At 38.3% G+C, this 21,093-nt stretch carries 18 protein-coding genes and 1 pseudogene; 15 read left to right on the forward strand and 4 right to left on the reverse strand.

The window, feature by feature from the left end; genetic code table 11:
- Position 1 precedes the first annotated feature (1 nt).
- From ACEE44_RS03475 to ACEE44_RS03500, 6 genes are read left to right on the forward strand one after another with little or no spacing between them, the layout of a single operon-like run.
- Positions 2-1,963: a hypothetical protein gene (locus tag ACEE44_RS03475; protein WP_449165172.1), complete on the forward strand. Its 1,962-nt coding sequence runs from the start codon at positions 2-4 to the stop codon at positions 1,961-1,963.
- A gap of 18 nt (positions 1,964-1,981) precedes the next feature.
- Complete coding sequence (locus ACEE44_RS03480) at positions 1,982-2,914, forward strand: hypothetical protein (RefSeq protein ID WP_449165173.1); 933 nt, start codon at positions 1,982-1,984, stop codon at positions 2,912-2,914.
- A gap of 1 nt (position 2,915) precedes the next feature.
- Entirely contained in the window at positions 2,916-3,590 is a 675-nt protein-coding gene (locus ACEE44_RS03485) for a hypothetical protein (RefSeq protein WP_449165174.1), read from the forward strand.
- A gap of 2 nt (positions 3,591-3,592) precedes the next feature.
- Positions 3,593-4,471, forward strand: a complete 879-nt coding sequence (locus tag ACEE44_RS03490) for a phospholipase D family protein (RefSeq protein ID WP_449165175.1) — start codon at positions 3,593-3,595, stop codon at positions 4,469-4,471.
- A gap of 48 nt (positions 4,472-4,519) precedes the next feature.
- Positions 4,520-5,755 carry a DNA (cytosine-5-)-methyltransferase gene (gene dcm / locus ACEE44_RS03495; RefSeq protein ID WP_449165201.1) on the forward strand — a complete coding sequence of 412 codons (1,236 nt, stop codon included), beginning with the start codon at positions 4,520-4,522 and terminating at the stop codon, positions 5,753-5,755.
- Positions 5,756-5,804: 49 nt separating this feature from the next.
- Positions 5,805-6,101, forward strand: a complete 297-nt coding sequence (locus ACEE44_RS03500) for a hypothetical protein (RefSeq protein WP_172099937.1) — start codon at positions 5,805-5,807, stop codon at positions 6,099-6,101.
- Positions 6,102-6,301: 200 nt separating this feature from the next.
- Here the strand turns inward: ACEE44_RS03500 and ACEE44_RS03505 are convergent, their stop codons facing one another.
- From ACEE44_RS03505 to ACEE44_RS03515, 3 genes and pseudogenes are all read right to left on the reverse strand, one after another.
- The gene (locus ACEE44_RS03505; protein ID WP_141587510.1) at positions 6,302-6,709 is read right to left on the reverse strand and encodes a type II toxin-antitoxin system death-on-curing family toxin; all 408 of its coding nucleotides are present in this window, start codon (positions 6,707-6,709) and stop codon (positions 6,302-6,304) included.
- A complete protein-coding gene (locus ACEE44_RS03510) occupies positions 6,706-6,927 on the reverse strand; it encodes an AbrB/MazE/SpoVT family DNA-binding domain-containing protein (protein ID WP_141587509.1) in 222 nt (73 codons plus the stop codon). Before ACEE44_RS03510 ends, ACEE44_RS03505 begins: the two co-directional genes overlap by 4 nt.
- Positions 6,928-7,333: 406 nt before the next feature.
- Positions 7,334-7,534 (reverse strand): annotated as a pseudogene (locus ACEE44_RS03515) (tyrosine-type recombinase/integrase); the annotation flags it as partial.
- Positions 7,535-8,185: 651 nt separating this feature from the next.
- Here ACEE44_RS03515 and ACEE44_RS03520 point away from each other — a divergent pair.
- The 8 genes from ACEE44_RS03520 (at position 8,186) to ACEE44_RS03555 (ending at position 15,519) form a co-directional block, all read left to right on the forward strand.
- Complete coding sequence (locus ACEE44_RS03520) at positions 8,186-8,863, forward strand: LexA family transcriptional regulator (RefSeq protein WP_449171292.1); 678 nt, start codon at positions 8,186-8,188, stop codon at positions 8,861-8,863.
- Positions 8,864-9,010: 147 nt separating this feature from the next.
- Positions 9,011-9,460 carry a pyridoxamine 5'-phosphate oxidase family protein gene (locus ACEE44_RS03525; RefSeq protein WP_449171293.1) on the forward strand — a complete coding sequence of 150 codons (450 nt, stop codon included), beginning with the start codon at positions 9,011-9,013 and terminating at the stop codon, positions 9,458-9,460.
- Between the two features lie 68 nt (positions 9,461-9,528).
- On the forward strand, positions 9,529-10,488 hold the full coding sequence (locus ACEE44_RS03530) for a polysaccharide pyruvyl transferase family protein (RefSeq protein WP_332413389.1): 960 nt from the start codon (positions 9,529-9,531) through the stop codon (positions 10,486-10,488).
- A gap of 110 nt (positions 10,489-10,598) precedes the next feature.
- Positions 10,599-11,477, forward strand: a complete 879-nt coding sequence (locus ACEE44_RS03535; RefSeq protein ID WP_449171294.1) for a glycosyltransferase family 2 protein — start codon at positions 10,599-10,601, stop codon at positions 11,475-11,477.
- On the forward strand, positions 11,478-12,482 hold the full coding sequence (locus tag ACEE44_RS03540; protein WP_449171295.1) for a sugar transferase: 1,005 nt from the start codon (positions 11,478-11,480) through the stop codon (positions 12,480-12,482).
- Positions 12,479-14,230, forward strand: a complete 1,752-nt coding sequence (locus ACEE44_RS03545) for an SP_1767 family glycosyltransferase (RefSeq protein WP_449171296.1) — start codon at positions 12,479-12,481, stop codon at positions 14,228-14,230. Before ACEE44_RS03540 ends, ACEE44_RS03545 begins: the two co-directional genes overlap by 4 nt.
- A gap of 7 nt (positions 14,231-14,237) precedes the next feature.
- Positions 14,238-15,116, forward strand: coding sequence for a glycosyltransferase family 2 protein (locus ACEE44_RS03550; RefSeq protein ID WP_449171297.1), 879 nt, complete (start codon positions 14,238-14,240; stop codon positions 15,114-15,116).
- A 34-nt stretch (positions 15,117-15,150) separates the two neighbouring features.
- A complete protein-coding gene (locus tag ACEE44_RS03555) occupies positions 15,151-15,519 on the forward strand; it encodes an LPXTG cell wall anchor domain-containing protein (protein ID WP_449171298.1) in 369 nt (122 codons plus the stop codon).
- A gap of 597 nt (positions 15,520-16,116) precedes the next feature.
- On the opposite strand, the gene ACEE44_RS03560 is transcribed toward ACEE44_RS03555, so the two are convergent.
- The gene (locus ACEE44_RS03560) at positions 16,117-16,269 is read right to left on the reverse strand and encodes a hypothetical protein (RefSeq protein ID WP_449171299.1); all 153 of its coding nucleotides are present in this window, start codon (positions 16,267-16,269) and stop codon (positions 16,117-16,119) included.
- A gap of 1,387 nt (positions 16,270-17,656) precedes the next feature.
- Between ACEE44_RS03560 and ACEE44_RS03565 the strand changes: the two genes are divergently transcribed.
- Positions 17,657-21,093, forward strand: a 3,437-nt coding sequence (locus ACEE44_RS03565; protein WP_449171300.1) for a DUF445 family protein, incomplete at its 3' end; no start/stop codon positions are given.

Here is a 21,093-nt window from a genome sequence, read left to right on the forward strand (position 1 = left end):
AATGTTAGATTTGAAAATAGCAACTGACGACCCACAAAGTATGTCGCAAGATGGTTCATCAATATTACGCTCATTGCAAAATAAATCATTACCAATGGTTGATTTAATTGTCCGAGAGTCTATTCAAAATAGTCTTGATGCGACAAATGATGGAGAGCAGTATACACAAGTTGATTTTCAAGTAAAAAAGTTTGATCCCCGCGTTCTAGCAAAAGAATTCAGAGGCATTGAAGAGAAATTAATATCGGACTACAGTGATAATAATTATTTTCTTTCTATAGCTGATAAGAATACTAGTGGCTTAACTGGAAGCATAGATGGAAGATCAAGTAAAGATTTAGGAAGTTCAAATTTCTATAAACTTGTTTTTGGAATTGGGAAAAATCAAGAAAATGATGGTGCTGGAGGAAGTTGGGGATTAGGTAAGACTAGCTACTTCAGAATTGGAGTTGGAGTTGTCATTTACTATACTAGGGTAGAAGTGAGTCAAGGTCTCTATGAAGAGCGACTGATTGCGTCATTAATAGAGGATAATAAAAAAACAGATCGACTTTTAGAACAATCAGAAAGAGGGATTGCTTGGTGGGGTAAAAAGGGAGAAAATGATTTAATTTTACCAATTACCGACTCGAATCGAATTAGAGAAATTTTGGATATTTTTGGATTAACTCAATACAAAGAAAGCGAGACCGGAACAAACATAATTATTCCGTTTCTGTCCAATAGCTTTGTAAAAAAGAGTTACTCTAAAGAAAGCAAAGAGTATAATTGTTACTGGTTAAACAATGTGGTAACAGAAATACAAATGGCAGTTCAACGTTGGTATTTTCCACGAATTAATAATAATACCTATCGTCTTCATTTTAAACAGAGCAAGTTATTTTGTTTGGTGAATGGAGAGCCTATTATTGATCGAAATTTAGAAAAAACGTTTAAGATTCTTCAAAAAATATATAATTCTGCTTTATTAGGTAATGCGACTGATAATAGTATTGTAGTTAGACCAATATTTTTAAAAAGCAAAGGTTTAGAAGAAAAAAAGAATCCAGTTGGTCATGTGGCGTTTTGTGAAGTAAGTAGAAAAGAAGTAGACATGCTTCCACCAAATAATTCGCAATCTCCATTGGCATATCTAGGGAACTTTGATTCGAAAGCAATTGAAGAACATAATGGTAAATTTCTGGGGTACTGCAGAAAGCCGGGTATGATTGTTGAATTTGATTTTGATAATAATTGGTTACCGAGTGGAATAATTCAAAAAGAAGGCACCATGTTATTCTCTTTGTTCGTTCCGAACTCTAAAGAAAAACTTGATACAAGATACTATGGGGCTTATCCAACAGTAGAAAGTTATCTTAGGAGTGTTGAGAATGCAGATCATGCTAATTGGGTAGATGAGAATGGACTAACATTTATTAAGAGAATTAAGAAAAATGTTGTAGAAGTTGTTAAGGAATATTTTGATGTAACCGAATCGTCTTCGGTTGGTTCAGCAACCAGTCGTTTATCAAAAATGTTGGGAAAAGCAATTCTGCCTCCGACAGGTTTTGGTAATAAATCTAGTCAAGAAAAGGAAAGTATTCCGAAGCAAAAGAGGCGATTTAGCGCAAAAGCTAGTGTATCTGTAGAACGTGTAAACATTATTAATGAATGTTTGGTTGAAGTTCAAGTAAGTGGACGGATACCGAAGGATAAAGATTGTCGTGTCAAAATCTTAGTTGAAACTCAGGAGAGTAGATTAGATAAAGAGAAATGGCAATTAGACTTTCCTAATATTGATTTTCCTTTTGAAATTACTTCGATAGAAAATATAGAAGGCAGTTTTATGAATGAATATGACGTATCATTAGATAATGGAGAGCTGGTCTTCAAAAGATTTGATAATGATAGAACTTTCACCTTGTTTGTGAGAGTAAAGAAAAATACAAATCAATATGCTCCGTTGATTGTTATTAATTCATAATTTAAAAAGGAGAGCTTAATGAACACATTTAGTCTATTCAAACAGATAGATCGTAAATTATATGAAGAAATCGGAATTGAAGTTGAGGATTACCGTATTTCTTATTATTCGGAAGGCGAAGAAATTGATTTTGAAATGGAAGTTCAACCGTTCTCTACTGTAGTAATGTCAGAGTTGAGTACGGATTGGATGCCAGAAAATAACGATTTAGTAATCTCACAAAAAATTAAATTTAAAAATCCTGAAATTTTATTTGGGGTAGACGGAGTAACTTTAGAAGAAAATACACTTGGAATAGGGATGCACATACATTCAAGAACAGCAATGTTTCAACAAACTATCTCTAAAGCTGAAATAAGATTTGACGATTTAAAAAATGAATATTATGTTTCCCATCACTTTGACAGCTCAGTTTTACGTGGTAAAGTTAATATCGAAACATTTATTTATACCAAAGAAATAAATAAAATATATCCTAAGCATGCAGAAATTCAAGGTATGAAGGTTTCGCAAGGTAATCTATCGGAGCTTAGTCTTGTAATAGATGGAACAGGTTCAGTTTTTCCAATTGGTGAATTTTCGGAGGAAAATGGACCACTTTGGAAGATGGAATTTGGTAATTTTGATGCAACTGTTGATATGATGTCTTTTGATAATTTAAGACTCTTGTTGAATAATAAACATCGATTATTTAATCAAATAAAAGATGGAAAGACACCGATTAGTAGAGGCTTGATGACAGAGATTATGTCTCAAGCTATGACTTTGATAATTTCAAAAGTTGTGGAAGAGAATACGGAAGAATTACTGACTAATGAAGTTCTAGAGGATGGGACTATTATCTCGGCGGTTAAATATTGGATTACTACGTTTGAGATAAAGACTGATAGCCTGATTGATATTTCAAACTCAATAAGAGTAAAATTAGAACAAAGCTTAAATGGTGACTAAAATGATTGATTGGGAACAAATTAATTACGATATTTCTAAGGCAACTAAGGATTATGATGAACTTTCTATGGACTTATCAACTCCTTATAATTTGTCGAATGATATGCAAGAGCTGAGAATGGCTTTTCTAGAGGCGCGGGATAAACTATACGATAAGTATAATCTAGATAGTGTAGAAAAATTGGGGTATGATTTTGATTTACGATTTGGATTAAAGGTGTACAGTATATTAAGTCACAAAGTAGGATTTACGAATAGAACAGCATCGAATGATGATGTTTGGAGGTATTTATCAATAAAAATAATTCCGGATATAGTGCATAGTCGATGGGGAAGGAATGAGGTACGGACGCTAACTTCTCGTCGAATTTGGTTGAAAAATCTTTGGTGGTACATTCATTTATCTTGGGCGGGTAACTCCGAAGAAACATTCAATTTATTAAAAAATAATACAACAGATACTGTTGTTCAGTTAGTAGAGAGGCCAGGTATTGGATATTATACGGATTTGTACAGAGAATTGATGAAACAATATGCAAATATTAATGATTCAAGTAGAAATATATTTAGACGAGCTTTGAAGTTAAATACTGCATTATTGCCGGTCTCTTATCCAGAGCTAATGGATGGAGGAATTCCTGAATATATAAAATATGTTTTTAGTAAGGTTCAATAGAGATGCTATTAGTAAAAAATATTTTTGAAAATATATTTGAAACAGTTGATTCGGATACTGAAGTCGAAGTGATTACTGGATATACCTCTGGAAAATTTATTGAGTTTTTTATTAATTGTTTTAAAGATGTAAGACTAGAAGTATTTATTGGCATGAGTCAACAGGGGATTTCGGAAAGTGATCATCTTGCTTATAAGAGGTTAATGTTAGAAAACCCTAAAGTCAGAATTTATTATCAAGTAAAGGATAGTCCTACACACATTAAGTTGATCAAGGTAATAAAAGGAAATATTTCAGTGGCATATGTTGGATCTTCTAATTTTTCTTTTGACGGAATGTTTAAGCATAATGAGTTAATGACAACTATTGACGAAAAAACTGAAGATTTATTTAATAAACAAAAATTGAGGTCGGTATTGGTTGATTCAGAGGAAGCTAAACAGGTTGTATTTCAAGAGGAGCTTCCAGTTGCAGATACCGAAGTTTGTGATTTTGAAAGACACGATAATGTATTAGCTAGTCGTAAGAAACAATTTATTCATAAAAGGTTGCTATTGAGAAGAGATGGTAAATATTTTAGTATTTTTCAAATACCACTGAAAAATCTTGCAAAATACGATATCAGCAACAGAGTGCAACTATCCATTAAATTGCCCATAGGTTTTGCGACAGATAAGTATTTTCCATTTGGAAAGAAATTTTTGGTTTTCTTTGAAGGTCAAATTTTAAAGTGTTCGATAGGTGGAAAATTTAGTAGCGAGCTCCATGTCGAAAGTGGGGGAGAGTTTATTTTAGAAGATACATTATATGCGGATAAGAGTGTGTTAGTGTTTGAAAGATTTAATGAAAATGAGTATAGTCTTTCGTTTTCAAATCAATGATTTTAGGATAAAATATAGTAAGAAAGGAGAGAAACTATTTTGTTAAAAATGATTGAGACGTTCAGTGGTATTGGAAGTCAAAGCCAAGCATTAAAGAATCTTGGTGTTGATTATGAAGTTGTTGCCACTGCGGAGTGGGATATCAACGCTTTATATGCATATGATATTATCCATAATGGTAAACAAGATCTCAAGGATTTACGACATCATACAAAAGAATCGTTAATCAAAGAACTAATGAAATTTAACATTTCAGGTAATGGGAAATCTCCACTTACTGAAAAATCATTGCGCTCTATGCCAATTATTCAGTTAAAGTCTATCTATGCTGCAATTATTCGGAATAATAATCTTGTTGATATTTCAGAAGTTCACTCACAAGATTTGCCAGATGCGGATATTTTAACTTACTCTTTTCCTTGTCAAGATTTATCTGTAAGTGGTCATTGGCATAACAATACAGGGGGAATTGATAGGGATGCTCAAAATAGATCAACTTTGCTTTGGCAGATTGAACGAATATTAAAAGAGTATGAGGCCTCTGGAAAGGAACTTCCTAAGTTCCTTTTGATGGAAAATGTGAGTAATATTCTCTCAAAGCGTCATATTGATAATTTTAGAGAGTGGCAAGCTTTTCTTGAAGATTTAAACTATGTTAACAAAGTATATACTTTAGATGCTCGAGATTTTGGGGTACCCCAAACAAGAAAAAGGACATTTATGATTAGTGTTCTGGCTAACAATTTGGAAAATAAAAAAGCAATCGAAGACTATTTTTCTCAAAATAATTTGGAGAATTATAAATCTAAAGCAATGCATAAACTAGATGAATATTTAAAATTGGATTATTCACAAGAAAAATACAGATTAGAGGCGATCGACAGTACTCCGATGCTCACTGATTCCAGAGAAAAAATATTTGAACAAAATATTATTCTGGCTGAAGGAGATAAAGTATTTAATAATCTTTGTGCGAAAACGGTAACGACAAAGCAAGATAGACATCCCAATTCCGGTCTAGTAGCATATAGTGCTGAAGCTATTCTTACAGATAAGAATAAAAAATACCGCAACCTTACTCCTAGAGAATGTTTTTTATTAATGGGATTTGATGAGAGTCATTTTGATGCTCTGATGGAGAATAATTTTATTTCCAAAGGAAATCAAAAATTTTTATCAACTTCAAAGTTGGTGAAGATGGCAGGAAATAGTATAGTTGTTCCAATTTTGGAAAAGATATTTGAACAAATGATAGATATTCAACAAATTGATATGAGACTATAGCTAGGAAGCTATTCTGAAAATGTTGTAATAAATAGGAGTGTTGAAGAGAATGGACTTGGAAGAACTTTACGAGAATTTATCAATTGAGATAAATAATTTAAAAATTAGGTTGGACAAAAATATTTTTAAGGGAGACAATTCTGAAGAATTGAAGACAGTTATACAAGAGTTTAGTAGTCTTTGTAAGAGTAAAAAGTTTAATGTTTTATATAGCGATATAGAAGATATGGATTCATTTCAGAAGCTTTTGAAATTTACGGATGAAGCAAAGAAGGAGTACCTGATAAATTCAATTAAATGGTTCTATACAGAGTATATCGAGTCAATTAAAGACGAGCTATATTAACTCTATTTCGGTCAACTAATGGTTATTTGTTAGCCTTTATACAGTTGATCGGCGCAACAAACTCTAAATTTGAGTTTGTACAATAGAAATCAATTCTATATGTTTTAATACATTTAGAAGATAAGTAATCGAATACTGTGGAATAGAACTTAGTAGGTATAGAAAAGTGGCTATCAACAAACAGGTTGATAGCCACTTTTCTATTTTTTATATACTCGATTTTCTTCTTTCAAAAACTGGATAATCCTATCTTTTAATTCCTCGAAGTCACCTTGAAATGTAGCAATATCAATCGTTTTTTCCAGTCCATCGTTTAAGGAAAGGTTGGATTGGTATCCATTCATTGCTAGAAACATATGTAAAGCAAGCACCGCAGTTCGCTTGTTGGCGTTCTTGAATGGGTGTTTCTTAATTAGGTTTATCCAGATAATGGCAGCCTTACTATACATATCGGGATAGAGTATTTTTCCAAAAATCTCTTGTTTTGGCTGCTCAACAATCATCTGCAGGCTGTTTGGGTCAGCTATCCCAACGGGCTCCTTTGGGGAATACTTTCCAATAACCATAACATTGATTTTGATAATGTCTTCAGCGGTTAGGTATTTCATTTATCTACCAGCTCTTTCAATAATTCATCGTATTGATTCATGGCTTTTTCAAGTTCTCTATCAAAATCAAATGTTGGCTCAGCTTTACGGATGATGACATTATTTCCTGAAGTGATGAATTCGATTTCTTCACCAATTTCTGCACCAAGTGCTTCTTTTATAGCGTTTGGGATAGTGATAACAGTGCTGTTACCTGTTTTGCGTAATAAAACATTCATCGGATATACCTCCTGTATTTGTAAATACATTATACATGATATATACAAAAATTAAAAGTAAATACTTCTGTTTGACACATTTTCTAGAATCAAGAATAAGGTAAACTTTTATATTTTCTGGTCCGATTTTGCATATTTTGATTGAAAATTTACCTTATTTTGATGAAATTAGTTGAAATTGGATGAAATTTTGAGTTTTGAAAACTCGTGTAAACGTTGATATTAAAAGGTTTTGAAATTGATTGAAATAAAAGATGCTCCAACCAGGTCTTAAGAAAGCACGTAAAGCTTCACAATTTAGTAAACGTTAATATACCGCGATATATCAACGTTTCAGAGCACTCAAGAGTTTACCTCATGGGTGCTTTTTTCGTGTTTTTTTGAAAAGTTTCCCCTAAAATTTCCCCTAAATTTTTTGAAGGTTTCGATAGGCGATTTCTCCCATTGTAATTGGGACTACGTTAGATGTATTTATATACGTTTTTGTAGTTGATGTATCGCTATGAGTTAGAGCTTCGGAAATTATTTCAATGGAAGTACCTGCTTGTTTAGCGAGGGTTGCCCCTGTGTGTCGGAGTTTGTGAGGTGTAGCGTGTTTAAAGCGTGGAACTTTTAGTTGATAAATGATTGCAGTCAGGATACTATTAGTAATAAGAATACAGTAGAATATAGAAAAGTGGCTATCAACAATCAGGTTGATAACCACTTTTTTCATTATAGACATTATTTCAAGAATCGGCTGTGAATATGTCAAATTCGTATAGAGAGTATTTTATTTATCCATCAGTTCTTTTAATAATCCATTGTATTGGTCCATAGCACTTTTTAATTCTTTGTCAAAGTCGAAAGTTGGCTCAGATTTGAGAATGCTAGATTCTATACTCGAATCCTCTTTACAAACTTTTGTAGTACTGATGTTCAGTGGAAAATTCATTGGATACACCTCTCACTATTGCAACTATATTATACATGGTATGTGAGGAAATTAAAAAGAGAATGCTTATGTCAGTTTATATACTCGGATTTGTATTCCTTCAAGAGTTTACTTCATGTTTTTGTGCTTGTTCAAGTTGTTCAGGCTAGCTTGTGTGTCGCATTTGTCTTACCGCTTGCGGACTGGGGCTCTGTAATTCCTTTTGCGACTATGCTTTTTGTTAAATAGACCATTTAGTTGTCGAAGGGAAAATTTAGTCTTGCCAGATACTCATTTGTTTTGTATAATGTAGTTACTTTATAAAGAAACTTATTGAGGTGAAGAATGTTTTCAGGGGAGCGTTTACGAACGATTCGTTTGGCCAATGAGATAACGCAGGAAAATTTAGGGAAGTTAGTTGGTGTCGGGAAGGTGACGATTTCTAAGTGGGAATCGGAGACGACAGTTCCCAATGCCAAGCATTTGCGGGCGTTGGAAGAAACATTTTTGGTGGAAATGGGATATTTTGATGCAGATTTTGATCTCTTGTCGGTCTACCATAAACTGACTAGTGCTCATCAAGGAAAGGTGATACGTTACTCACGGCGTTTATTGGAGGAGCAGCGCCAGTCTCTACAATTTGTGGCCTATCAGGTTCGAACCAATATTTTGCTGTCGGCAGGGCCTGGTGAGGCCTTTGAGGATGAGTTTGAAACAGAAACGGTCTATTTCGATAGCGAGATGGACCATGACGTGGCGACTTGGATTAAGGGTAATTCCATGGAGCCTATGTTCCAATCAGGAGAGGTGGCGCTTATCAAGGAGACTGGTTTTGATTATGACGGCGGTATCTATGCCATTGTTTGGTTTGGTCATACCTATATCAAGCGTGTGTATCGGGAGGAGGAAGGTTTTCGTCTCGTGTCCATCAATCCAGACCATCCGGATAAGTTTGCCTTCTATGAAGACCAGCCTAAAATAGTAGGAAAGGTTGTTGGGAATTTTATGCCTTTGGCAGTTTAGGGACTATGTAAAGACAACTCAGCTAAAGAGTGGGCGTCAGGGCTAGAGGGATGGGAAAATATTAGGTAGTATTTTTGTATGTTAATCTTAACTTTCCCCATGGAATTTGCTATAATTTAGGTAGAATGTAAGTCTAGGAGGCTACTTATGGAAGTCAAAGATGTCATGGAAATTTTGGAAGGCATGAAGCTAGGGATTTTTGCGACGGTTGATGAGGCTGGAAATCCCCATGCGCGTCCTATCCATATCACAGCTGCCAATGAAGATGGTATCTTCTTTATGACAGGTTCGGAAACGCATTTCTATCAGCAATTGATGGGGGATGAGCGCGTGGCAGTAACCGCCCTATCAGAAGAAGACTACTTGATTCAAGTGATTCGTATCGAGGGCAAAGCTCGTCCAGCTAGTCAAGAACTATTGGCGAAGGTTTTTGCGGACAATCCTTATGTTCAACATGTTTACAAGGATGAGGAAAGTCGCAAGACCATGCAGATTTTCCAAGTCTATGAGGGAGATGGCTTCTATCATAGTTTGACGCAGGGGCATAAGTATGTCTTTAAAATCAATAATGAGGTAGGTCAAGCTCGAACAATCTAAGCTACTAGCTTCGCATTCATGCTATTCTGTGCTATACTAGAACGAAATAACCGAAAGCAGGAAATGCCATGACCAAATATGCCCTTTTTAGTTACACAACAGGTAATATAGGAGATGAGATTCAGTCGGTAGCGACGAGTCGTTTTTTACCACAGATAGATTACTATGTGAACAGGGATTATTTAAATGAGTTCCAGTATGATGGTGAGGAATCAATCAAGCTTATCATGAATGGCTGGTATTCCCACCGCCCGGAAAATTTTCCATTAAAAAATGAAAAAATCGATCCTCTATTGATATCGATGTTTATCGATGAACCGGTGCAAGAGCAATTTTCTACAGAAGAAAATAGAGCATTTTTCAAAAAATATGGTCCAGTTGGTGCGAGGAGTGGAGCTACCAAAGACTTCCTTGAATCGATCGGTGTAGACTCGTACTGGTCTGGTTGCTTGACATTAACCATTCAACCAGAAAAGAATGTGAAAAAGCAGGATTTTGTCTTAGCGATTGATTTGCCCAATGCTGTTTATGATAAGTTGGCAAGAGAATCTATTTATCCGGTTATTCGGATGAGTGCGGATATCAACCACCAGTACATGAGCCCTTCTCAACGGATGAAAGTGGCTCAGTACTACCTCTACCTCTATCAGTCAGCACGTTTTGTCGTTACCACTCGTTTGCATGGAACCTTGCCATGTTTGGCGCTTGGAACTCCTGTTCTGAATATTCAAGAACAAGGGTTTGAAGAAGGGCGTTTTTCTGGTTTGCGTGAGTTGGCCAACCACATGACGGTTGAGGAGTTTTTGGTAGGAGCTTGTGATGTGAACCAGCCTTTGCCAAATCCACAAAAGCATCTGGACATTCGGAAGGAACTAGAGGAACGCTGCCAAGCTTTCACAGGTTTTAAGAGCGAAGCTGGATACCTCAATGGGCAGGAAGTTATAGATTTCTTGATGGATCCAGAGTTGGTTCAAGCCATGGTGACGGGACTGTGGTCAGCTCACCAGTATTATGGAATCTATCGTTAAAAAGGGGAAAACCCCCTTTTTGTTTACAGAAAAATGACAGACTATTTTTGCATTTCTAGTCTAGGCATGCTATGATAAAGGTAATATTTAAGAGGGAATGAGGCGTTTAAGTGGAAAAAGTGAGTGTAATTGTACCTGTTTACAATGGGGAAAAACATCTTCGTCAATGTGTCGAAAGTATTATGGCACAGGATTATAAAAATCTAGAGATTTTATTGATCAATGATGGTTCGACAGACGGGTCAGCTCTCTTGTGCGAGCAGTTACGTCAGCAAGATCGACGGGTTAGAGTGGTTCACAAGGTGAAGAATGAGGGTCTAGGCGCGGCCCGTAATACATCCCTTGAGGTGGCGACAGGGGACTATATTGTATTTGTGGATGCAGATGATTGGATTGATCCTAATCATGTTTCTGATTTGCATGAGCTTCTTACTCGTACAGGAAGTGATGTAGCCATTTCCAACTTTACTCAGTATTACGAGGAAACCGGGCAGTTCAATTTACATATTGCGGCAGACGATTATTACGAGGCTGTCTATAGCCCAGAAGAGTGGTTTGCTTTCCAATATGGTGTTGGCCACAATATTTCCCTCTGTTTCACAGTACCTTGGAGCAAAATGTATAAAAAGTCTCTGTTTGAATACATCCTCTATCCGACAGATGGTTTTGGGGAGGACGACCGGACAACTTGGAAAACATACTTGGCAGCGAATCGAATCGCCTATATGCATCGCTCTAGTCTGATTTATCGTGTCAATGCGGGGTCGATGACCCAGACAGCCGATCAGGCGACAATATTTTCAACGGAGCCAGTAGCAGAACGCCTTGAGGTGCTGGGCTTGCTTGGTTTTGATTTGTCACGGGAAATTGCCGCCTACAAATGGCGTTCGCAGATAAATCGGGATAGCAAACTGCGTAATGGGGATGTAGTAGCTTATAAGAACCTGGAATTCCGCAAGCGGATGATAGATAAATACGGGAACAACTAAATGAGAGTCTATATTACAAATTTAAACGGTCAAGCAGCATCTTCAACGGCGCAGCTTGGACAAAATATGGTGACAGATATTGCGATTGGGCTTGGCTATCGTGAACTGGGGGTCTATGCTTATAATATGGAGGCAGATAGTCCGTCTGAACTCAGTAAACGCTTGGATGGGATTGTGGCTGGCTTGCGGCATGGGGATGTTGTCATCTTCCAAACGCCGACTTGGAATACAACGAATTTTGATGAGCGCTTGATGGCAAAGTTGAAGGCCTATCAAATCAAAATTGTGATTTTTATCCACGATGTTGTTCCTTTAATGTTTGCGGGAAATTACTACTTGATGGACCGGACCATTGCCTACTATAATCTAGCAGATGTCATTGTGGCCCCGAGTCAAAAGATGATTGATGTCTTGCGTGAACATGGTTTGACTGTGAAAAAGACACTAGTTCAGGGGATGTGGGATCATCCGACCAATGCTCCGCAATTACCAGCTTATTACAAGCCCTTGATTCACTTTCCGGGCTCACCAGAGCGTTTTAGCTTCATGAAAAGTTGGAACTATCCTGTTCAGGTTCATCTTTATTGTCGCCAAGAGGTGGAGTTGCCAACCATGGTAAAACGCCTGCCTTATCGCCCAGATGAACAGCTCTTGTTAGAAATGTCGCAGGGCGGATTTGGCTTGGTCTGGATGGATGATCATGACAAGGGGTATCAAACCCTCTATTGTCCGTATAAATTAGGTGCTTTTGTAGCAGCAGGAATCCCTGTGATTGTTCAGAGAGGAATTGCCAATCAGGAAATCATCGAGGCGAATGGACTTGGTTTGGTTGTGGACAGTCTGGATGAAGCGGTTGAAAAAATTCAAGCTATGACGCCAGCTGACTATCAGGGATTTGTGGCTAGAGTAAGGGCCTTTAATCCCTTGGTTCGACAAGGGTATTTTACGAAAAAATTATTGATCGATGCTGTCTTTAGTGCCATATGTGATGGGGGAGAGGGATGAGAAAATTAGAAGAAATTCGTGTTTTGCCGATTTTGGATAGCCTTGCTTATATCAAAGAACACCAGTCCTCTGTTGTGCGATTTGGAGATGGAGAAATTGATGTGATTCAGGGGTCTAGCATCCCCTATCAGCCATATGATTCAGAATTAGCGGCGGCATTAAAAGCTATTTTGACCATTCCAAGTTCTCCGGAATTAGTGGTGTGTTTGCCAGATGTCTTTCAAGGATTGGAACGGTATAATTCAAATGCTCAACAATTTTGGAAGAGTCATTTTGAGCGCTATGGTCAATTTTATGCCCACGAGTGTCAATCTGATTGGTACGGTTCAACCTTTATTTCGCGTCCCTATATCGACTTGGTAGATAAGGAACCTGCGGCAGCCTATTTTGCGGCCATTAAGGACTTATGGCAGGAGCGAGATATTTTGATTGTCGAAGGTGAAACCAGTCGATCAGGGGTTGGAAACGACCTGTTTGCTGGAGCAGATTCTGTTTCTCGTATCGTTTGTCCATCAAAGAATGCTTTTGCTAAATACGATGACATTTTAGAAGCGATTCTAGAGCATGGAGACGATAAGTTGGTCCTTCTGATGTTGGGGCCGACAGCCAAGGTCTTGGCAGTTGATTTGATGCAGAGGGGTTATCAGGCTATTGACTTGGGACACATCGATTCCGAGTATGAATGGTTCCAGATGAAGGCGACATCCAAGGTGAAACTTGACCACAAGCACACCGCTGAGCATAATTTTGATACAGATATTCAGTTTACAGAAGATGCGGACTACCTTTACTCCGTAAAGGCTTGGGTGGGTGTTGCGCCGCAAACTCTACAGGAGGTTTCGGTGAAAGAAGAACACGAAGTGCAAGCAGTACCTGCTTTAATTAGTATTATTGTCCCTGTTTATAATGTAAAGCCTTACTTAAACCGCTGCATTGATTCTTTATTGAAACAGACTTATCCTCATTTTGAATTGATACTAATTAACGATGGCTCGACAGATGGGAGCGCCTTTGTTTTGGAAGAATATGCCAAAAAAGATGAACGTATCCGTGTCATTCACCAGGAAAATGCAGGGGTGTCTGCGGCACGCAATAAGGGGATTGACAGTGCGAAGGGGGAATATATTACCTTTGTCGATTCAGATGATTTTGTAGAAGATTACTATCTCCAGCATCTATATGACGGAGCGAGAGAGTCAGGCTCGGATATTGCCGCCACTAATTTCACCTCTTTCAATGAGGAACGGCAGTCTTTCCTTTTTTACCATCATGAAGGAAACTATTTTCAGACGGTCTATTCCATCCAAGACTGGTTGGACTTAGAGGGAAATATGAAAAACAATATGCACCTTGCTTTCACCTTCTCTCCGTTAAAATTATTTAAAAGGTCCTTATTTGGAGATATCCGCTACCCGACAGGTCGTCTCAGAGAAGATGATGCAACGATCTATAAATTGTATTTGAAAGCCAATCAGATCCATTTCACCAATGAAGGTCCCTATTACTACTCACAACGACCGGAAGGGTTGTCTCGGTCTGTCATGTTGCAAGACATCACGACCATGATCAGTAACGCGGAAGAAAGGATTGCGCTATTGGTAGCCTTAGGCTATAATCCGGCCGCCCAGATAGATTCCTATGTAGCTCGTTTGAAAAAATGTCAAGTAGATGCCCTCTATGCAGGTCAGATTGAGCTTTATCGAGCTATTAGTGCTAAGTTAGATTTGATGAATCGATTTAGAAAGTAGAGATAGGATGGAAAAAGTATCAGTCATTGTTCCTGTATTCAATGCGGGTATCTACTTGAAGCAGTGTTTGGATAGTATTTTAGATCAAACCTATCAAAACATTGAATTAATATTGGTGAACGACGGATCTACAGATGGTAGTGCCGGTGTTTGTGAAGCTTATCGTCAAAAAGATAGTCGAGTTAAATTGGTGAATAAGGCACTCGGAGGAGGAGGGGTCGGAGCAGCACGAAATACAGCCCTGCCTCTGGTTAGTGGAGAGTATGTTTTATTTGTTGATAATGATGATTGGTTGGAACCGAATCACATTGAATATCTCTATCAGTCGTTGAAAGAGACGGATGCTGATATTGCTGTGGTTAACTTTACTCAATTTATGGAAGAGACCAATTCATTTGCTTTCCACCTGCAAGCACAGGATTACTTTAGGCAGATTTTTAGCCCACGAGAATGGTTTAAAAAAGAGTACGAGAGTCGATTTTCGATCAGTCAATGTTTTACCGTCCCATGGTGCAAATTGTATAAGGTTGCATTGTTAGATGGAATTGTCTACCCGGAGGATGAAAAGGTCGAGGATGACTATACAACTTGGAAAATATACCTAAAGGCTGAGCGAATCGTGTATTCAAATACTAGTTTGTATTATCATCGTAAGCGTCAAACAAGTGTGACCAAGACAGTTGAGATCTCTTCGGTTTTTCCTCTGAAGAGCATTGAAGAACGTATTGCTGTCTTATCATTGATTGGTTTTGATATCGAGCCAGAATTACGAGCCTATAGATGGCGATTGAATCTACATAAGGATTTTTATTTGAAAGCTGGTAGGATGCAAGACTATCAAAAATGTATGCAAAAGATTTCAATTTTAGAAAAATGGAAATGGTGAGAGCAATCTTATCTTTTCTTTTCATTCCCAGTCTATGACAGAGAGTTTGAGTCTCTCCGTATCGGAATCTGTCTTTGAGTCCGTCTCCGAATTCGTGTCTGAGTCGCTATCCAATTCTATCCAGCAATCCGTCTCCGAATCCATCTCAGAATCAGTCTCCGAATCTGAAGCGATTACGCCTGCTCAGCAAGTTCCATCTCAAACCCTATCCGAATCTGTTCTCCAAGCCTTGCCAAGCACAGGTCAGGAATCGCAAACCTCCCTCTCCTTGCTCGGAGGAATGCTGTTATTTGTACTACTCAAAAAGAAGAGTAAGAATAATCATGACACCAGTTGTAATCAACTGGTGTTTCATGAGCAACATAAGACGAAAAATACGTTTTCATTGCAGCAAAGTCTTTGACTTTAGTATAATTTGTTGGTATAATAAATGGATTGTTTAGGGGACTATTTTGGAATAGGATATTTTTAGGACACTAAATGATAAAGAAACATCAGGGGGATTTCTTTGAATGAAAATGCAAAGAAAAGATGACTTTACCGAAGTATCTCGAAAAAGTCGTGTAAAAATGCATAAATCCGGTAAGCACTGGGTGAGGACAGTCATGTCGCAAATCGGTTTGATGCGTATTGGAAGCAAGTCTTCGGCAAGTTCAGCCGAGGTCAACCTTGCCACTGTAAAACGTTCAATGACAGCAAGCCAATTATTACGCGGGTTAGTAGCAGCGGGAGCAGTTGTGGGTGGGAATGTCGCGGTTGAAACCGTTATGGCTTCTGAAGTTATCGCGACATCAGAGACAAGTACATCAACCTTGGCAGAAGCAGATACTGTCGTGTTGACGACAGTTGTCGATTCAGACTCAATTTCAGTAAGCTCCTCGGAATCAGCATCGATTTCCGAATCAGCGAGTCAATCTGAGTCAACTTCAGCATCGGAATCGACATCGATTTCGGAGTCTGAATCGCTCAGTTCATCAGAGTCCGTATCGAACTCAGAAAGTCAATCGGCTTCAGAGTCGCTCTCTGTTTCAGAATCAACTTCTGTATCACATTCGGAATCTGAATCAGCATCGACTACGCCATCAAGTTCTACAGGCTCTGAAACCAGTACAAGTGAATCATCAGCAAGTGAACCAGGTTCAGAAACCAGCACAAGTGAATCATCAGCAAGTGAAACAGGTTCGGAAACCAGTGCGAGCGAAACAGGCGCTACAACTGTAGCAGAAGAAAAGCAAACCTTAGAGCAAGTTGTTTCGGAAGCAGAGGTTTTAGTGCAAATCGCAAGTAACCAAACTGCACCAAGTCAAGCCTTGCTAACTGCAATTGGAACCAGTCGTGATCAGCTGCTGTTGGCTCAAACCATCTTAGGAGATGCGGATGCAACTGCGGCTGACCTTGCTACCATTATCAGCAGTTTGCAAGCAAGCAACCAAGCAATTGGTCTTTTGTTGTTGGAAAATGATGAAGACGGAGTGATTACTTTTGCTCTTAATACTTCAACGACAGCAACCGTGATCAAAGTTGGCGAAGGATATGGTGTTTTGGTTGATACCTTGTCAACTGCGTCACCATCAATGGATAATCCAAATGGTGCAAAAATTTCAGATCCGACAAACAACACAAGCTTTACCCCATCTTCAGAAGCGGAACGCTTTACCTTTAACTATTCAAAATTCAACTGGTTTGGTGATCAGCTGACGGATCAAACTATCAAAGATAACTACTATTTCCGTTATTCTTTAGATTATGATACGACAACAACGACAACTTATGTCGAGTTAGTTAATAAGACTAATAATACAGTCGTTGAAAGCCATACTTTAGAAAAAGGCCAAACAGCAACTTTTACTTATTTCCAAAACTACTCAGGTGCCAATAATCTACCATTAACTGTTACTTATGGCGACAGTACTTCGTCGACTACGACAACTGGCGAACTCCAATTACAGTATAACGGTGGAACACTTACTAACACCCTAGTACCAACCTATCAAGAATACACAACATACTATAAGACAACTGATGGTAAAACAATAGCAACCTACACTGTTAAAGGTATTGGTGGTCAAATGGCTACGCCATCTGCCAAACGTGATTTTGTAGGCTATGACTATGCACGTACAACAGGTGGTACTACGGTACGCCTTTATTCTCCAGGCACGATTTATAATGATGGTGCAATTGCAACATCGTATATTAAACGTCTGGCAGAAGTAGTAGATGAGAATGGTAGCCTTGTTAAGACTATATGGGTAAAAGATCCGACTTACACTGGAACAGTTGATTACAACTCAACAGACACAACCGGCTTTATCAAAGTCATGGAAACGTCTGTTATGGCTCCCGGAACAGCGAATACAAGTCTTGTTGTTCCTGTGACAGATGTTATCTCGGCTGAAGAGTCTGCATTGGCTACTGCAAATGCTCAAGCTGGTAAAATCGGCAATGATATCTTCTCTGTCATCTATGAAGATAACTATCAACAAATCCGTATAGGTTTTGATGGTTATGCCAAAGCGGCGAAAAGCTATCCTGTAAGTATGTTAGTGCAAGTTATTCTGAAAGAAGCACACCCGAATTATAAACCAACCTATACCGACTCAGCAGGTCAGGTTGTAAACCCAAATACTTACGGGTCATCGGTAAACTTAGCCAACACTTTGAGTTCAAATACAGTTAACGAAACAACGCACTGGTACACAGTTGATACATCTGAGTCAGAGTCGCTTTCGAACTCAAACTCAAATTCCTTGTCTGAATCTGAATCAACATCAAATTCTGAATCAACATCAAATTCAGAATCTATCTCAAACTCTGAGTCACTGTCTAATTCTGAATCAACTTCAAATTCAGAATCACTTTCAAATTCGATTTCTGAATCTGTTAGAGAATCCGTATCTGAATCAGTTTCAGAATCCATTTCAGAATCAGTTTCAGAATCAATTTCTGAGTCAGTATCTGAGTCAGTTTCAGAGTCCGTCTCTGAATCAATCTCAGAATCAGTAAGCGAGTCAGTTTCAGAGTCAATCTCAGAATCAATTTCAGAATCAATCTCTGAGTCTGTATCTGAATCAGTTTCAGAATCTGTATCAGAGTCAGTCAGCGAATCCGTATCTGAATCTATCTCAGAATCAGTATCAGAATCAATCTCAGAATCAGTGTCTGAATCAGTATCAGAATCCATTTCAGAGTCAGTTTCAGAGTCAGTCTCAGAATCAATTTCAGAGTCAGTCTCAGAATCAGTTTCAGAATCAGTATCTGAGTCTGTATCAGAATCCATTTCCGAGTCAGTAAGCGAGTCAGTATCTGAGTCAGTATCAGAATCCATTTCAGAATCAGTCAGCGAATCAATTTCTGAGTCAGTTTCAGAATCAGTATCAGAATCCATTTCAGAATCAGTCAGCGAGTCAGTGTCTGAATCCATTTCAGAATCAGTCTCTGAGTCTATCTCAGAGTCAGTAAGCGAGTCAGTCTCAGAGTCAGTGTCTGAATCAGTCTCAGAATCCATTTCTGAGTCAGTCTCAGAATCCATTTCTGAGTCTGTAAGTGAGTCCATCTCAGAATCAGTCTCAGAATCCATTTCTGAATCTGTATCTGAGTCAATTTCAGAATCAGTCTCTGAGTCCATCTCAGAATCAGTATCAGAATCAGTTTCAGAGTCAGTCTCAGAATCAGTTTCTGAGTCAGTATCAGAGTCAGTTTCTGAATCCGTCTCTGAGTCCATCTCAGAATCGATTTCAGAATCAGTCTCAGAATCCATCTCTGAATCAGTATCCGAGTCAGTCTCAGAATCCATTTCTGAATCAGTTTCTGAGTCAGTATCAGAATCCATCTCAGAATCCGTCTCTGAGTCCATCTCTGAGTCCATCTCAGAATCAGTTTCTGAATCAATTTCAGAATCCGTCTCTGAGTCAGTGTCAGAATCCATTTCAGAGTCTGTAAGTGAGTCCATCTCTGAGTCCATCTCAGAATCAGTATCAGAATCCATTTCTGAGTCAGTCAGCGAGTCCATCTCTGAGTCAGTTTCAGAGTCCATTTCAGAGTCAGTTTCAGAATCCGTCTCTGAGTCCATCTCTGAATCAGTATCAGAGTCTATCTCTGAATCAGTTTCTGAATCCATTTCAGAATCGATTTCAGAATCAGTCTCAGAGTCCATTTCTGAATCCGTCTCAGAATCCATTTCAGAGTCAGTCTCAGAATCCATTTCTGAATCAGTTTCTGAGTCTATCTCAGAATCCGTCTCAGAGTCCATCTCAGAATCAGTTTCTGAATCAGTATCAGAATCCATCTCTGAATCAGTATCCGAGTCAGTCTCAGAATCCATTTCTGAATCAGTTTCTGAGTCAGTCTCAGAATCCATTTCAGAGTCAGTTTCTGAATCCATCTCAGAGTCAGTCTCAGAATCCATTTCTGAGTCAGTGTCTGAATCAATCTCAGAGTCAGTCTCAGAATCCATCTCTGAGTCCATCTCTGAATCAGTATCAGAGTCTATCTCTGAATCAGTTTCTGAATCCATTTCAGAATCGATTTCAGAATCAGTCTCAGAGTCCATTTCTGAATCCGTCTCAGAATCCATTTCTGAATCAGTTTCTGAATCTATCTCAGAATCAGTAAGCGAGTCAGTATCAGAATCCATTTCAGAATCCATTTCAGAATCTGTATCAGAATCCATCTCAGAATCGGTAAGCGAGTCAGTTTCAGAATCTATCTCAGAATCTATCTCAGAATCAGTAAGCGAATCAATTTCAGAATCGGTATCTGAGTCAATTTCCGAATCTGTATCAGAATCCATCTCAGAATCAGTAAGCGAATCAATTTCAGAATCGGTATCTGAGTCAATTTCTGAATCGGTATCTGAGTCAATTTCAGAATCGGTATCTGAGTCAATCTCTGAATCGGTATCTGAGTCAATCTCTGAATCTGTATCAGAATCCATTTCAGAATCTGTATCAGAGTCAATCAGCGAATCCGTTTCTGAGTCAGTATCTGAATCTGTTTCAGAGTCAGTTTCAGAATCTGTCTCAGAATCAGTAAGCGAATCAATTTCTGAATCGGTATCTGAGTCAATTTCCGAATCTGTCTCAGAATCCATCTCAGAATCAGTAAGCGAATCAATTTCAGAATCGGTATCGGAGTCAATCAGCGAATCCGTTTCTGAGTCAGTATCTGAATCTGTTTCAGAGTCTGTATCAGAGTCGATTTCCGAATCTGTATCAGAATCCATCTCAGAATCAGTAAGCGAGTCAGTCTCTGAGTCAGTTTCAGAATCAATCTCAGAATCAGTAAGCGAATCCATTTCAGAATCTGTATCTGAGTCAATTTCCGAATCTGTATCAGAATCCATCTCAGAATCGGTAAGCGAGTCAGTTTCAGAATCTATCTCAGAATCAGTAAGCGAATCAATTTCTGAATCTGTATCTGAGTCAATCTCTGAATCAGTATCAGAATCCATTTCAGAATCGGTATCTGAGTCAATCAGCGAATCCGTTTCTGAGTCAGTATCTGAATCTGTATCAGAGTCAGTATCAGAATCCATCTCAGAATCAGTAAGCGAATCAATTTCTGAATCGGTATCTGAGTCAATCTCTGAATCTGTATCTGAATCTGTTTCAGAATCTGTATCAGAGTCTGTGTCTGAATCCGTTTCAGAATCTGTATCAGAGTCAGTCAGCGAATCCGTATCTGAATCTATCTCAGAATCAGTAAGCGAGTCAGTTTCAGAGTCAATCTCAGAATCAGTAAGCGAGTCAGTTTCAGAGTCAATCTCAGAATCAGTAAGCGAATCAATTTCTGAATCAGTGTCTGAATCCATCTCAGAATCAGTTTCCGAGTCAGTTTCAGAATCTGTATCAGAGTCAATTAGCGAATCCGTTTCAGAATCCATCTCTGAGTCAGTTTCAGAATCCATTTCAGAATCGGTATCTGAGTCAATCTCTGAGTCAGTTTCAGAATCAGTATCAGAGTCCATCAGCGAATC

The organism is Streptococcus sp. 32226D021BW (assembly GCF_053545015.1).